The 15,373-nt window shown below is 51.6% G+C and carries 9 protein-coding genes; 3 read left to right on the top strand and 6 right to left on the bottom strand.

What is annotated here, in order from left to right:
• Positions 1-5,960 (bottom strand): non-ribosomal peptide synthetase (locus tag C4S74_RS05090; protein ID WP_146065476.1); only part of this gene is annotated, 5,960 nt, incomplete at its 3' end.
• Between the two features lie 845 nt (positions 5,961-6,805).
• Between C4S74_RS05090 and C4S74_RS05085 the strand changes: the two genes are divergently transcribed.
• On the top strand, positions 6,806-7,669 hold the full coding sequence (locus C4S74_RS05085) for a hypothetical protein (protein WP_103994239.1): 864 nt from the start codon (positions 6,806-6,808) through the stop codon (positions 7,667-7,669).
• Between the two features lie 251 nt (positions 7,670-7,920).
• Here C4S74_RS05085 and C4S74_RS05080 read toward each other — a convergent pair whose 3' ends face one another.
• The 4 genes from C4S74_RS05080 to C4S74_RS05065 form a co-directional block, all read right to left on the bottom strand.
• Positions 7,921-8,304: a nuclear transport factor 2 family protein gene (locus C4S74_RS05080; RefSeq protein ID WP_103994238.1), complete on the bottom strand. Its 384-nt coding sequence runs from the start codon at positions 8,302-8,304 to the stop codon at positions 7,921-7,923.
• 20 nt (positions 8,305-8,324) lie between these two features.
• Positions 8,325-8,915, bottom strand: coding sequence for a TetR/AcrR family transcriptional regulator (locus tag C4S74_RS05075; protein ID WP_103994237.1), 591 nt, complete (start codon positions 8,913-8,915; stop codon positions 8,325-8,327).
• Positions 8,915-9,673 (bottom strand): alpha/beta fold hydrolase, encoded by a 759-nt coding sequence (locus C4S74_RS05070; protein ID WP_103994236.1) that lies wholly within the window; start codon positions 9,671-9,673, stop codon positions 8,915-8,917. Before C4S74_RS05070 ends, C4S74_RS05075 begins: the two co-directional genes overlap by 1 nt.
• Before the next feature lie 273 nt (positions 9,674-9,946).
• A complete protein-coding gene (locus C4S74_RS05065) occupies positions 9,947-10,816 on the bottom strand; it encodes an aminoglycoside 6-adenylyltransferase (RefSeq protein WP_103994235.1) in 870 nt (289 codons plus the stop codon).
• A 595-nt stretch (positions 10,817-11,411) separates the two neighbouring features.
• Between C4S74_RS05065 and C4S74_RS05060 the strand changes: the two genes are divergently transcribed.
• Complete coding sequence (locus C4S74_RS05060; RefSeq protein ID WP_103994234.1) at positions 11,412-12,230, top strand: MerR family transcriptional regulator; 819 nt, start codon at positions 11,412-11,414, stop codon at positions 12,228-12,230.
• A 21-nt stretch (positions 12,231-12,251) separates the two neighbouring features.
• Positions 12,252-13,433 carry an MFS transporter gene (locus tag C4S74_RS05055; RefSeq protein WP_103994233.1) on the top strand — a complete coding sequence of 394 codons (1,182 nt, stop codon included), beginning with the start codon at positions 12,252-12,254 and terminating at the stop codon, positions 13,431-13,433.
• A gap of 239 nt (positions 13,434-13,672) precedes the next feature.
• On the opposite strand, the gene C4S74_RS05050 is transcribed toward C4S74_RS05055, so the two are convergent.
• The gene (locus C4S74_RS05050) at positions 13,673-15,112 is read right to left on the bottom strand and encodes an FAD-dependent oxidoreductase (RefSeq protein ID WP_103994232.1); all 1,440 of its coding nucleotides are present in this window, start codon (positions 15,110-15,112) and stop codon (positions 13,673-13,675) included.
• Between the last annotated feature and the right edge of the window lie 261 nt (positions 15,113-15,373).

Below are 15,373 nucleotides of genomic sequence, written 5' to 3'. Positions count from 1 at the left end.
TCTTTTTCGGAATGCGTCAGCAGCTCCAGCTGCTCGACACGAATGTTCGGATCGGCCGCAGCCTGCTCGACCGCACGGGAGAAATGGCCGTGTATGCCCCGGATATCCTCCTCGCTGAACGTATCCGCGTTATAGGTAAACCGGATCACAATCCGCTCCCCTGGAATAACCGTTATATCGAAGTCATAGTTCGTTTGCTCCGGAGCCTGAATGTTGGAAATGGCCAAAGCCCCGCTGCCTCCGACAAGTTCTTCGATCCGTTCTTCCATCGGATAGTTTTCGAATACCATGATATGGCTGATGAGATCGCGTTTTTGCTCGCTGAGGGCCTGGATTTCATATAGCGGGAACGTATCGTACGCCCCCGATGCCAAGGCTTGCTCCTGGGTTTTCCGCATCACATCCGCCACGGATTCTCCCGCTTCGCTCCGGACCCGGACCGGAATTGTATTAATAAACAAGCCGATCATGCTCTCCACACCGGCAATGTCTGCCGGACGGCCCGAAACGACGCAGCCGAACACGACATCCCGGCTGTTGTTATACACCTGAAGAACGAGACCCCACAGCGTTTGGACAAACGTACTGAGCGTTACCTGATTTTGCCTGGACACACGTTCGATTTTCTCGCTCAGCTCCCGGCTGAATTCGAAATCCAGTTCGACCGCGTTGAAACTTCCCTGCTTGCGCTGCGCTTTTTCCTGAGGAAGCTTCGTATGCTGATCGTAGCCGTTCAAATAACCGCTCCAATAGTCTTCCGCCGTTTTCCGGTCCTGTTTTTCCAGCCATTCGATATAACGGGCAAAAGGTGTAACGGGAGGAAGCTCCGATTTTCTCTCTTCCAGGAATGCGAAATAGCTTTCAAACACTTCTTTGATCATGAAGGACATGCACCAGCCGTCCATCAGGATATGATGGTGACTCCAGATAAGATGCCAGGACTGTTCGTCGGTCCGGACAAGAGTTACCCGCATAAGGGAGTCTTCCGCCAAATCAAACTTCCGGGCTTTGTCGGCGTTTGCCAGTTCGGCCAGCGCATGCTCCCGCTCCGTCTCGGGAAGTCCGCTTATATCTTCGTAATAAACTTCGCCCTTACGCTCGCGGAACACGATCTGAACCGGTTCATCTTTCCAACCGATCATAAAATTGGTCCGAAGCGCTTCATGCCGTTGAATCAGCACATCCAGCCCCTTAGCAAAAGCTTCGGCGTCCAGGCTGCCCTTAAGGTCGAACGTCACCTGTTCGAAATAGGCTTCCGAATCGGCGTCCAGCAAGCTGTGGAACATCATGCCCTTCTGCATTGGAGTCAGCGTATACACGTTCTCCAGCTCTCCGATAGAGGCGGTACGCAGCGTCAGCTGCTCCAGCTCTTCCACAGTCAGCTCCGGCAGGAGGACATCGCTCGGCGTGAGCTCCGGCATATCCTTGGACAAGCAGTGCGCAATAACTTCACGCAAGCTGCTTTCGAGCAGGCCGCCCAGCCGTTCAATCGTCTCCCGGCAGTACTGCGTCGTTCCATAACGGATCGTAAGCTCCAGCGCACCCTCCGTAACCATCCCGTTCATGTCCAGGGCAAAATCCATCGCCGCATTCGGGCTCACATCGTCGCCGGTGGAGTATGGGGACGGCTCCAGGCCGCTGCTCGCGTAATCCTGATCGAACTGTCCCAGATAGTTAAAGCTGATTTCCGGATCGGAACCGGACAGGTCGTCCTTTCCCTCCTCCGACATGTACTTCAGAATGCCGTAGCCGATTCCCTTGTTCGGAATACGCCGGAGACCTTCCTTCGTCCCTTTGATCTGCTGGGCAATCGTCTGGTCGCGGCCGCTCTCCAGCACAACCGGAAATTGGCTCGTAAACCAGCCGACGGTTCTTGTAATGTCCACATCCGGAAGAATGTCTTCACGGCCGTGGCCTTCAAGATTCACGAGTATCCGGCTTTGTCCGGTCCAGGCTTGGACGGCCCTACCGAGAGCGGTAAGAAGAAGATCGTTCATCTCCGTATTGTAGGCGCGGTGTGCCTGCTTCAAAAGCTGCCCCGTCTCGCCTTCCGTCCATCTTACGGTCACGATATCGCTGTCTTGAAGCCGTGACTTCTCCTGTCCCAAATCCTTGGGCAGCAGCGTATGTTCGATCCGCCCGATTCCACTCCAGTAAGCCCGCTCGGATTCAAGCGCCGTACTATCCGCATAGCGGGACAACTGCCCGGCCCACGTCTGGAACGAATCCGTTTTATGCGGAAGCGAAATCGCTTCTCCGCCGAGAGCCTGTTCGTAGCCGGCCGCAAAATCTTCAAACAAGATGCGCCAGGACACGCCGTCCACAACGAGATGGTGGATGGCCATGAGCAGATGGTCGCCATCCGGGCAGCGGAACAGACCCAGTTTGACAAGCGGTCCCTTTTCCAGATCGATGCTTCCCTGAATTTCGCTTGCCTTCGCCTCGACGGCATCCGCACAATTTTCGTACCCTGTAAAATCTGTCACCTCCAGGCTGAACAGCTCTTCGTCCAACCCCCGGTTCCATGCTTCATAGCCGGTACCGGTTTTACGGTAAACCGTGCGCAGCGCGTCGTGATGCTCGACCAGCTTGGCGATCGTCAGCCGAAGCGCCGTCTCGTCGAAGCCTTCCCTGCGGTACTGCATGAACGCCTGGTTGCTGTGATGCGGATCGGCCGGATTCTGCCCGAAAAACCAGCGCTGAATCGGCGTCAGCGTCACGGCTCCCGTTACTGCTTCCTGGCTGGCCGTTTTGCCGGCCGTTTGAAGCTGCGGACTTAGGGCCGCTATCGTGGGATAGTGGAAAAGATCGCGCATGACCAGCTTGTAACCGGCCTGAAGGAGCCTTGATGAAACCTGGAGCGCTTTAATCGAGTCTCCGCCGAGTCCGAAGAAATTGTCCGACAGACCGACTCTGTCCACGCCGAGTACGGACTGCCAGACGGCGGCAAGCGCCTGCTCCGCCGGAGTTCGGGGAGCGATGTACTTGACCTCCGCCTGCACGCTTCCTTCCGGCTCAGGCAGCGCCTTGCGGTCTACTTTGCCGTTCGGGGTAAGAGGCAGCCGGTCCAGACGCATCACGCGAGCCGGCACCATATGCGAAGGGAGCGTCTGTTCCAGATACGCATGCAGGGCTCTGGTATCGATTTCACATTCCGACACCGCGTAACCGCACAAATACTTCTGGCCCCGTTCGTCGGTACGGTCGGTTACGACCGCCTGGCGGATGCCGTCAAAGCGCAGCATGGCCGTCTCGATTTCGCCGAGTTCGATCCGGTACCCCCGGATTTTCACCTGATAATCGATCCGCCCGATGAAGTCCACATTGCCGTCTTCCATCCAGCGTGCCAGATCGCCCGTACGATACAGGCGCTCTCCGGCGGCGAACGGACTTTCCGCAAACTTCTCTTCCGTCAATTCGGGACGGTTCATATATCCCCGGGCGACGCCCGGCCCTCCGATGCACAGCTCCCCGAGAATTCCGACGGGGACAGGATTTAGCTGAGCGTCCACGATATAAAATTTCGCATTCAGCCACGCTTTGCCGATCGGCACGTTGCCGGCTTCCGGAAGCTTCGATACGGGTTCGTCGTAGAAGCTTGAATCAATGGCCGCCTCCGTTACACCGTAGCTGTTAATGATCCGGAATCCAGATCCGAACCGTTCCTGGAGCTGACGGTAATCTTCGACGCTGCAGCTGTCGGAGCTGGTGATGAGCAGCTTCATGGAGCTCATATCAAGCCCCTGCTGGGCCACATGCTCCATAAACGGTATGATGAGCGCCGGCGTCGATTCAAACACGGTGATCTGCCGGCTTTGTATCCAGCCGTGCAGGCGTGTCGGATCGATCCGGTCGTCTTTCGGGCAAATTACCATGGTGCCCCCGTTGTAGAGGGTGCGGGCGATATCCCCGACGAACACGTCAAAAGAAAAGCTCGCAAGCTGAAGCAGGCGAACGGGAAATTGATCGAGCCCGTATTCCCTGCGGTAGGCGGCTGCCGTGTTCACCAGACTCCGGTGCTCGATCATGACGCCCTTCGGCCGTCCTGTCGTGCCGGACGTGTAGATCACGTAAGCAAGGTCCTCCGGCCTGCTCTCCGCCGGCACACTGCCGGTTATTCCGGCGGCAATGGCCTCGTCCGTGGAGCCGGCCGGTGCGTTCGCCCTTTCTTCGCCGTACGAATTCTCGTCGTCCAGGCAAAGAACCGTATGCAGCGCTCCGCCTTCCGTCTGCCACGCCCCGGCCCTGTCCTTCAGCCCGGTTTGTGTGAGCAGCACCGAAGCTCCGCTGTCCCCGAGCATATAGCGGATGCGGTCGGAAGGGTAATCCGGATCGAGCGGAACGTATGCGCCTCCGGCCTTCCATACCGCCATGACGCCGACGAGCAGATCGACCGACCGGTCGGCCAAAATGCCCACGACCGATTCTCTGCCGATACCTGCCCCCCGCAGAGTACCCGCCAGGCGGTTTGCCAGCTCGTTGAGCTCCCCGTAGGTGAGCTGATTGTTCTCGTACACCACGGCCGCCGCATTCGGATTTAGCGCAGCCTGCTCCTCAAACAACCGGTGGAACGTTTTGGCAGGAGGGAGCTCGGACACTACGGGATTAAATCCGGTTAAAATCTTCTGTTTCTCCTCATCGCTGAGCATGGACAACTCGCGAACGGTCTGCTCCGGGTTAAGGACAATCTGGTCAATGATCGTAAACAGCTGCTCCGCGATCCGCAAAATCTCACTTTCATCGAACAATTGGACGCGGTAATCGATATTGAGATCGATTTCCTTGTCGTCCAGCGCATCTACGACGTGTACGGCAAAATCGCCCACTTCATGGCCGGAATGACTGCTCTTGCGGACCACGCTGAGGCCGTCGTAATTCGTCACGGTGACGGGCAAATATTCAATATCGACCCGGAACAGTTCGGGAACGTCCCACTGCTTGTTCCGTTCTCTTAAATCCTGGATGAGCTGGTTGTACGGATACTTCTGGTGGCGGAGATTCGCCTTCTGCTCTTTGGAGATATGCTGCAAAAACGCCAATACATGCTGATCCGGATCGAGCAGCATTCGGGTCGCAACCGTACTTACGAACATGCCCAGCGTATCTTTCTCCTGCTTGGATGTCCGGTTCGCGTATATCGTACCGACCGTAATATCTTCATTTCCCGTTACCTTGTGAAGCAATATGTATAAAGCCGCCAAGAACACCGTAAAGGTACTGATGTTGCTCTCCTCGCTAAAACGCTGCAATTGTTCATAGCGCTTGCCTGAGAAAGGCACACTGACCCTGTCGGCATCCGTACTCACGGAGTAAGGCGAACTCGGTTTCATTCGTGTAATTTCCGAAAAGGACTCGAACTTGTCCAGCCAATAAGCTTTGTCCTTCTGGTAGCGTTCCGAACGTTCATATTCCTGTTCGGCATAAATATATTCCTGATAAGTACCTCTAGCTTTAGCGTCCGGTTCCTGTCCGCCGATTATTTTCACGTAATTGTCCATAATCGTCGCGCTGAGAAGATGTGAGGAGATGCCGTCCGCTATACTGTGGTGGATTTTAATGTTAAACCAATGTTCTTCGTTATTAAGATTTAGCAGACAGAATTTGTACAACTGATCGTCAAAAATAGACAATGGCGTATGATTGAACTGATCCAGCCATTTTTGTGCCTCGGCTTCATCGCCTATTTCCATATAATCGCACTGCGGTTCGATGTCGGATTCTTCCGCAAACCATTGAACGGGTTCACCGGCATCGGTAGACGCGATCCGGATTCGGAATGCGTCATGGTCCCGGATCAGCTTATGAATCGCCTGCATCAAAGCTTCGCTATTCACGGGACCGCGAATAAACAAAGTACCCACGATGACTCCGACCGATGTGTTCGGATACATCATTTCCATACTCCATATTCTTCGCTGCGCTTGAGTTAAAGCAAACCGTTTGTTAGTATGTTCTCTCACATCGACACTCTCCTGTTATAGAGATTCGTTTTCAGGTATGCAACCCTGTTATCTAATTCCACACTCCAAACTTTCGCGAAAACTTCGACAAGAAGTGAAGGGAAGCCTTCGGCAGGCTCGTCTTATTAATTGTCCGGCGGGCAAAAATCTCCCTCAAAAAACTTGACAGATGATGTCGGATAGAGATAATGAGTACAGGCATCCTCCCTTCAAGGTCTTCTGAGCAAATGGGCAAAATCAACCCGGCCACCGGGTTTTACGAGAATAGATTGAGGTGCTCGAAACAAAATGATCCATCGTTTCCAAGCTTTGTAGAAGTACCCTTTGCTGCCTGAGCTTATAAAATTACATAATTCCCCATCAATTCCCAATTATATATGATGTCCCACAAGTAAACATGGTATTTTTGAACTATTTTGTATTAATTTAATAATAAGGTCTATTTTTATCCAATTTTACAAAATAACAACATTTGGTGTGATGTTTGTCCTTGCCTCAATGTGAGCTTAACGTCCAGTGCCCCTCCCCCGTTTACCCGATCAACCAAAAAAACCGCTCAGCGCGGCCCCGTTTCTTCGTTTTCGTTTATTTCGCACACCCAGCCTCTTCCAGCATCCTTTCCTTTATTATTTCTGGTATTCCTTTCTTTTTTACGAATATAAATAACAGGCAGATTCCAATAGGCAGCGGTCGCAAGTTTGAGCAGGTGGCTGCGCCCATTATTTCTCTCTGCGCTGAAGTATTTACATAAATCGTATCTTTTTTTGACGATGAGCTAACACACATTCTCTATGCTAAATAATGGGAAACTATTCTAGTTGAGAATAAAGGAGAGAGAAAACCGGATGTTTACACGTTTACTCCGCACCACCGCGCTCGTTCTGACCGTCGGTACGACTCTGTTGACCGGAACGGTGATCCAGTCCGCTCCCGCACAAGCCGCAAGCAACTTGGTACCGGACTATGAGGTGAAAATTTTGTTGAAACCGGAAGCCGTTCTGGGTTCGGACAACAAGCTGAAAAGCAGTGTGCTGAATACGTTCGCCATGCCGTCCAGCGTCACTAAAATGAATGTGGCTTTCCTGGATACGAACGCCAAAGATATTTATACAAACGGCTGGAGCACGCGCATCCGTAAATCCGAAGACGAGAGCAAATTCGAGCTGACTTACAAAAAGCGGTATCCGATCACCAACAACGACATCAACGCCGCCCTTACGAAGGCCAATCAGGATGGATTCGACTCCGGGGACACGAACTATGAAGCGCAGGTCGAGTGGGGTTACCAGAACAAAACCCTCAGCATTTCGCGAAGCAAAAAAGCGAGCAAGTCCGGTTACAGCGGCATGGACCTCCCGTCTATTAGCGATGCCCGCAGCCTGCTGATCGGCAACGCGCCGGGCAAGTTCGACGATTGGATCGGCGACGGCTGGGGCACGAGTCTGCTCGGAAGCTCCCGTTATTACGGGCCCGTACTCGCCAAGCGTTCGATCGGCACGTGGGACGGCTTGAAGCTGTACATCGAAGTGTGGCCGATCCGCAACTCTGCCGGAACCGGCACGGAATACATAGTCGAAGCTTCGTTTAAGACAACGAGCGAGTCGACCGCCGCCGCGAAGCATGACGAACTTATCGCGCTGCTGCAGAGCAAAGGCTGGTTCCTCGCGCAGGATTCGCTGAAAACCCAGCTCATTATGGACCGCTACTAACGTCGGGGTCATAAAAAAACAGGTGCAGGCTAAAAAAGCCTGCACCTGTTTTGTATTCGCAGCCGCATATACACGGCCATTTTCCGCTTTCCGGAAGAAACTTGCACTGCGCTTCATTAAGCGGTTACACGCATCGCATGACGCGCCGCCGTATAACCAGCGTATGACCACCGTCATGGACATAACGGTTCTGCATGTAGACAGCCCCGCAGGTTTTCCGAATGGCACGCGAAGACCTGACGATCCTCTTTTTAACTATAATCTTCGATCAGGAGCAGTTTGCCGTCTTCCATTTCAAATACCGACTTTCCTTTGAGAGCGATCTTTTCCCCTGCTTTAAGCCCGTTAGGCAGATCGGCCGCAAGAGTTCCCTCGTAATCAATCTGAACTTCGAGCCGGTCACCTCGGAAATTAATATCCGTAATCGTTTGACAGCGCTGGGAGAACAGCTTTTTCGATTGCCCGGCTAATTCGCGGAAAGCCTCTTTCCCTTTCGTCTCCGCATTCACGACGCCGTTCGAGATGTTTCGGAACACAATCTCCTCTTGCATGAGCAGGAGCATGCCTTCGATGTCGAAAGCGTTGTAGGCCTTCACATACTTTTCAACCAAGTTTACCGCCGTACGATTGTCCACTATAAACGCTCCTCTCTAAGTTACCCGGTCACACAGAAATCACGATACAACTGCTCTTTCACCTGGCGGACGGGATAGTGCTCGGGATAGGTCGAGATCATCAAGGAAATTCCGTGGATGGCCGAGGAGAAATGAAGGGACCTTATTTCCGGATCCGAAACCCCAAGCTTCCGGAACATCTCGCATTGAAGCTGAAACTGCCGGGCCATTTCCTCATTGAGCAGCCGGCTGTACCGGGAAAGCAGCAGATCTTCTTCGGGCTGCGTCTGCAAATGCAGATAAAACCGATAAATTTTAGGATTTTGCTGCACGTTGTCAATAGCGCCGTCGATGATATGTTTCAACTGCCCGGACGGTGTGTCGAGAGAGGCCGCTTTCAGCATGACATCTTGGATTTCTTCTATCCGGCTTTGTACCATATCGCCGAGAAGTTCTTCTTTTCCTTTATAATAATTGTATAAAAGGCCTTTGGAAACCCCCGCCCTCTGTGCGATATCGGCGATAGAAGCGTTGTAATACCCCTTCTCGATAAAAACCTGCATGGCCGAAGTCCGGATGTTTTGTTTGGCAAGCTGCCGGACCCGCTCGTTTTCTTCCTTTGTGCGCGGCATCAGGTAAGATCCTTCAGGAACTGTTCGATAAAACCTGCGGTTTCCGCGGGATGAGTCAATGTCAGCATATGGTCGGCACCGTCTATCGTGATGTGTTTAAAGGAAGGCACACGCTTATACTCCTCCGCAACGCGGTCCATATCTTCCCACTCCACCGTCCCTTGAAGAAACAAGGTATCCGCGGAAATTTCCTCTAAGCGCTCGATTGCGGGAGGCTGCGGCCAGTTCACTTCGAAGCTCTTCCATTCCGTAAACACTTTTCGCATATAGTCGGTTTGCATCTCAATCAGAAAATCCCGCTGCGGACCCGACATCGTTACCCGGTAATTAGGGCCGGACAACGAGTAGTCGATCATTTTGCCGATGTCGGGGGCGAAAGAGTTCACGGTAGCCATCCACTGCGTAAATGCCTCCGAGTAAGGAAACCCGGTAAGCGACGGGGCCAAAAGCACAAGCCGGCTCACCATAGAAGGATAGGACAAAGCGAATTCCGCCGCCGCCTGCCCGCCCATGGAATGACCGACCAGAGCCGCCTGTCCGATATTCAAATGCTGAAGCAGGCGCTTCAAATCTTCGACCAAATCGGCCGGAGCGGTCAAAGCCGGAGACTTCCCGGTCCCCCGTCCGTCGAACGTGATCACCTGAAACGAGCGCGCCAAAACCGGAGCGATATACTTCCATTCACGAGAGTCTACGCCGGGACTGTGGATGAGCACAACCGGAACGCCCTCACCTTGTACTTCATAATACAAATCCATGTCCACAAACTCCTTTCACCAACTAAAATATTCCAGGTACTAGATTTAGTTTATTATTGAATGAACGTACAGTCAATATAAAAATCAAGTTATTTGCAGATCCGCCGCAGTCTCTTTTAATCTATTCCCGCTCTAAAAGGAGCCGGCTTGTCAGCCTATACGCTGGGAATGTCCGGCTGTCCGGCAATAGCGGAAGCCGCTTCCCGCAGGCATCGGCAGCAGAACAAAAAGACCCTGACAGCTATGTGTCAGGGTTCTTTTCGTTTTAAAGTTTTAGTACATATCCCGCGCATCGGGAGCAAGAAGTTGAACGTCCCGCACATACCGTTTGATCTTCTCCGCTTCATCCGCAGGATATCCGTATCCGAATTCAGCCGCCACTTGAAGGGCAACCGGCTCGAACATCTCTCCCATGACGTGCAAAGCTTGCCACACCTCTTCATAACTGCCGTTTTCATAGGTGGACAACAGCTTGTTCCAAGACTCTTCATCCAGGTAGCGATTTAAAAATTTGCTGTTCTTCCCGATACTGAGCGAGAACCCGGTATCTATCCCGACCTTCCATTCCAGCATTTGGAGCAGCATCGCTCTGACCAAGTTCATGTGATCGATCGCATACAAAATTTCCTGTCTCCAAAGTCCTTTCGCGACATAGGTAGACACCCACCAGAATTCGTTGCAGCAATCGGCATAACGCTGGGCGTCGGGCCGCTGAACCCAATAGTCTTCATCCGTCGGAGGCGGTACCTCCGGCAAATCGTTGTCCTTGTCGAGCAGGATCACCGTCAGCTTGTCTTCCCGACAGTATACCTCTTTCTCTTCAAGAGGAATAAGCATCATATCTATGCGGTTGCCGTCTTCAAATAGCATGAGATAGGAAAAACGGTTTCCCAGGTCGTTAGGAAACAGAGCCATATTTTCCGGCGTCTGCATAATCAGCCGTTCTCCGAACACATTCACCCAATCGGGGTCGTTTATAAAAGATTCCATATCCGTGACGAGATAGACGATATCGTAGTCCCTGAAAATGTCTTTGGGAACATTCGGATTCGTCCTTGAGCCGTTCAAACCGACCGCTCTCACGCGGCTGTCCTTCTTCGCCACATCTAATACCAGATCAAACATTTCTTGTTCCGAACGCATGGATCGGCACCTCCCGGGTTTTCATATTCATAATTTGAAATGAAGACGTCCCAAGGAGGTCCCCGGATTAACGGTAAATAGAGTTAGGTAAAATGTTCCGCGAACGTCATCAGCTTGTCCTCCCCGTAAAATTTTTGTAAAGCCATGGGCCGTTTAAGCCCTTTAAGCTGCATATGTAAGTGACGGCTTCCTTGCTTTAGTCATGTCGATTCCGGTTTTGATTCGTTGTGTTGCGGTTCGGCTTAGCCGTTTTCGCACATCCCTGACCCGGTGCTGCGCTTCGCCGGGCTTTCGCGGTTTTCCGGGAATCTGTCTTTCTGCCTTCTAATAAATTTTACCATATTCGTGGGACTGACGGAAATTTTACGTTTCGGAATAGGAAGGGTCACGAAGCTCCCTGCCTTGACAGTAGAGAGATAGAGTTCTATATGTTAGAAAGAATTCGGAAGAAAGTTTTGCGGAGGACGTTTCTTTGAGTTTTATGTTTCTGCGTTGAGTGCGTCGTAGTCGTAAAATGATGACAAGAAAGGCACTTGACTTTCCCCTGCACGGGAAACTATATACTTTCGTTATGGCATAGATTGGAGATGATAGTTTGTTTAAAATCAGTGAGTTTTCCAGAATAAGCAAGGTCTCGTTAAAAACACTACGCTATTATGACCAGATTGGCCTATTAAAGCCGATAAAGGTCGATCATGATACCGGCTACCGTTACTATTCAGCAGAGCAGCTTCTTGAACTGAACCGCATTTTTCTCTATAAGGAATTAGGGTTCACACTGCCACAAATTATACAGCTGCTTCGTGAAGATATTACAGCGGAGCATATTCAAGGGATGTTTAAGCTGAAAAAAAGTGAAACCCAGCATATCATTGATAGCGAACAAGCAAAGCTCGCCCGGATTGAGGAGCGTATGCGGCTTATAGAAAGAGAGGGGCAAGCGGAAACGGAACAAGAAATCAGGATCAAAGCAGAAGGGGCTCAACCGTTTCTTTTTTTGAAAGCACGGGGAAAAGAAGAAGACATTCCAGAGCTGTTTCGTACATTTAATCAATTATTAACAAAAGAAACTCGTCATTTGGCTCAAAGTCCTCAGGTCGTTTTATGGAAAGAAACGGAAGAAAAAGACGATGAGTTCGAATTTGAGGTCGGGTATTTTTTAACGCGGGAGCTCCCGTTATCTCTTGATGTATTTCAACAGCGGAATCTTCCTCCTGAGCCGATGATGGCCACCATGACATTTCGTTCGGACTCCGCCTTTGCTTGCACGGCCTGTGTTGATTTAGCTAATTGGATTGAGAAAAATAACTATATGATTAAGGAAAACGAACCCGGCCGGGAGATCTATTTACCACGATCTACAAAACAACGTGCACAAGTAATGGAACTACAAATCCCCATAGTAAACAGATAACCGGAGAAGGAGCGGGTTGAATTGAAGAATAACCTGATTGTCTATGTCTTGGCACTTGTTGTTTTTCTGATCGGAACCATTGAATACATCATTACGGGAGTCATTGAAATGATCGCGGCGGACCTGGAAGTATCTACTTCCGAAGCCGGGCTGTTAGTGACTGTATTTGCTCTCGCAGCGGCCATTATCGCTCCCATTCTGATTGCTTTCACGATAAATATGGATCGTAAGAAGCTGCTCTTGACTACCCTTGGTGTTTTTATTGCCGGCAACGGGCTTATATTTCTAAACCTGTCATACGAAACAGTCCTATGGGTGCGAATTATTCAGGGAGCCAGCGGAGGAATCGCTACGGTAGTAGCCATGGCAGTAGCGACACGACTCGTTGAAAAAGACAAAAGAGGCAGCGCGATCGGTATTATTTTGATGGGGCTTAGCAGTTCGCTAGTGCTGGGTGTTCCGATTGGCACTTTTTTTAGCGAGATGTTCGGATGGAAGGTTTTATTTGGTTTGATCGGCTTATTAAGCGTTCTTCCCCTGCTCATCATCTATAAAAAGGTTCCGGCAATCATAGAAGAAGAAAAGGTTACCCTCAGGATGCAGCTTTCCATTTTAAAAAACCCAAAAATTGTGACTGCCTTGGCTATTACTTTATTGTATATCGGCGGCTATTCTACCCTATTCACTTATATTACGCCCTTCTTGCAAGCCGCCTCCTCTCTTTCCATAACCGAAATTAGCGGTGTTCTGTTCCTGGCGGGAATTTGCAGCTTCGTCGGATCCAGGTTGGGCGGTCAATTGGCGGATGCAAAGGGATCGAAATTCACAATTTGTCTCGGACTGCTGTTACAAGCAGCAACTCTCCTTTTATTCCCTCTAGCCGGTGTCCATCTCTTTATGCTGATCTTGGTTTTAATGGTTTTTATGTTGGCAACCTGGAGTATTTCCCCTGCCCAACAGCTATATCTGGTTACTCTGGCACCCCAAAAGCCGGACATCGCGCTCAGCGTAAATACTTCCTTCATCCAATTCGGGTTTGCACTGGGATCCGGATTAGGCGGGCTTGTCATCAGCCGTACAAATGTCCTTTATTTGAGCTGGCCGGGTTTTGCTGCTGTAAGCGCAGCCTTACTTCTTGCGATCTTGCTGTTCAAAAAAAGGGGAAGCGGGATTGGGACCCCTATTGTTACTAAAGAAAATTGAAAGATAATTGTGGAGTGGGGATCAGCAGTCCGGTTCAAGCCTCCAACTCCACCTGACAAAACACGAATCAATTAAAAGAACCCGCTGCCGTAAGAACCGGCAGCGGGTTCTGTCTTCTGTCAGACTCAGGAACAGTCATTGTCATAGAACGCTAAGCTTCGGGTGCCGGTAGTCTTGCACAGTGCGGAACGCTCCCGGCACCGATGCGGAAGGCAGTTCTCTCGGCATTTCCAGACCGTTTACGCGACTCCGTATTTTTCGGGAGTCCCGGCTTCGGCACGTGCGGCGACTTCGGTTTTCGTATGTTCCGTCTCTGGTACGGCATTCTCCGTTTCATGAAGCCGTTTCATAGCGGCCAGGCCTGCGGTGTTGAGCAGATTCCACGGTTTGTTGTAGTGCGGCTGGAAGAAAAAATCCACAAAAGCAAGCTCCTGCACGGTCATCCGGTTCTGGATGCAAACCGAAAGCGTATTGACGGCCTGGGTCATATCCGCTTTCGACATGACCTGCGCTCCTATCAGGCGGCCTCCTTCCGCTTCGAATACCAGCTTCAGCATCACGTCGTCGTAGGTTGGCATAAATTCCGGCCGGTTGTTCTCATGAATGAGGACTGCCTCCGCATTTATACCTGCCGCGGCTGCGGCCGCTTCGGTAAGACCTGTCGAAGCGATATTCCAGTCGAACAGCTTGATGGCCGACGTCCCCTGGGTACCCTGATAACGGACGGCCGGTTTCAGCAGGTTCATGCCGGCAAGGGTTCCCATGCGCACCGCGTTCGTCGCCAGCGGGATATAGGCGGCCTCACCCGTCGGATTATACCGGACGGCGCAGCTGTCTCCGGCCGCCAGCACGTCGGGATGGCTCGTGCGCATATAATCGTCCACGAGAATAGCTCCGCCGGGCAGCATATCGATCTGGCCTTTGAGCAGATCCGTTCCGGGACGGAATCCGATGCACAGCACGACCATGTCGGTCTCGAAAGTGCCGTCGGTCGTCACGACTTCCCGGACTTTGCCGTCCGTGCCCCGGAATCCTTCGACGGTCCGACCGAGTGCGAGCCGTACTCCCCGTTCCCTAAGCTCCTTGTCAGCTAGCGCTGTGAACTCGGGGTCCAGGTATTTGGCCATGACGCGGTCCATGTTGTCGATAAGCGTCACGTCTTTGCCCAGATCACGGAACGCTTCGACGAGCTCGATGCCGATATAACCCGCTCCGATTACCGTGATCCGTTTTGCGTCCGCTGCCCGGGCAATGATTTCACGGGCATGGCCGTAGTTTTTGCACAGCTGGATGTTCTCCAGCCCGATGCCTTCCATCCGCGGAATGACCGGCCACGATCCTGTCGTTACGATCAGCTTGTCGTAGGTGCCGCCGAACTCTTCCCCGCTCTCCAGGTTGCGGGTCCGGAGCGTTTTGGCCTCCACATCGACTTCAAGTACTTCATGGCGCATCTTGGTTACGACTCCGAGCCGGGCTAGTTCTTCCGGGCTGCTGTAGAAAAGCCCCTTCGCATCTCCGATCACTCCGCCGACATGAAGCGCGATTCCGCACGACAGGAACGAAATGTTATCGTTACGCTCATATACCGTGATTTCCGCGTCGGGATATTGTGCGGCAATGCTTTTAACAGCGGCGGTTCCTGCGTGAGTGCATCCGATTACGGCAACTTTGAATGTCATGATGATAGCCTCCCGAATTTTATTAGTGAATTTATTCACATACTTTGTTAAAAAAAGAGCTGCTGGTGATTAACCATAGCGGATGAATGAAAAAGGTTGATTGGATATGTCTGTGAAATAAATCACAATGTCTTATGACCCTATCTTACACCTTAGTTTCTAAGAGTGCAAGTGGTATTTGTGCCTTTGTAAAAAACCTCAAAGGCAACCGGCAAAAAGCCGCAATTGAGACGCGGCATTTTGCTCTTGTTTTTGCTCTTG

The sequence above is a fragment of the Paenibacillus sp. UNC499MF genome (genome assembly GCF_900107975.1).
Classification (GTDB): domain Bacteria; phylum Bacillota; class Bacilli; order Paenibacillales; family NBRC-103111; genus Paenibacillus_F.
The sequence above is the reverse complement of the archived record's forward strand: the minus strand, read 5'-3'. Positions and strand labels throughout refer to the sequence as shown.

Bases quoted from the DNA above. Each gene is read 5' to 3' on its own strand.
- C4S74_RS05085 (WP_103994239.1), top strand. From the start codon at position 6,806: ATGTTTACACGTTTACTCCGCACCACCGCGCTCGTTCTGACCGTCGGT.
- C4S74_RS05075 (WP_103994237.1), bottom strand. From the start codon at position 8,915: ATGCCGCGCACAAAGGAAGAAAACGAGCGGGTCCGGCAGCTTGCCAAA.
- C4S74_RS05070 (WP_103994236.1), bottom strand. From the start codon at position 9,673: ATGGATTTGTATTATGAAGTACAAGGTGAGGGCGTTCCGGTTGTGCTC.
- C4S74_RS05065 (WP_103994235.1), bottom strand. From the start codon at position 10,816: ATGCGTTCGGAACAAGAAATGTTTGATCTGGTATTAGATGTGGCGAAG.
- C4S74_RS05050 (WP_103994232.1), bottom strand. From the start codon at position 15,112: ATGACATTCAAAGTTGCCGTAATCGGATGCACTCACGCAGGAACCGCC.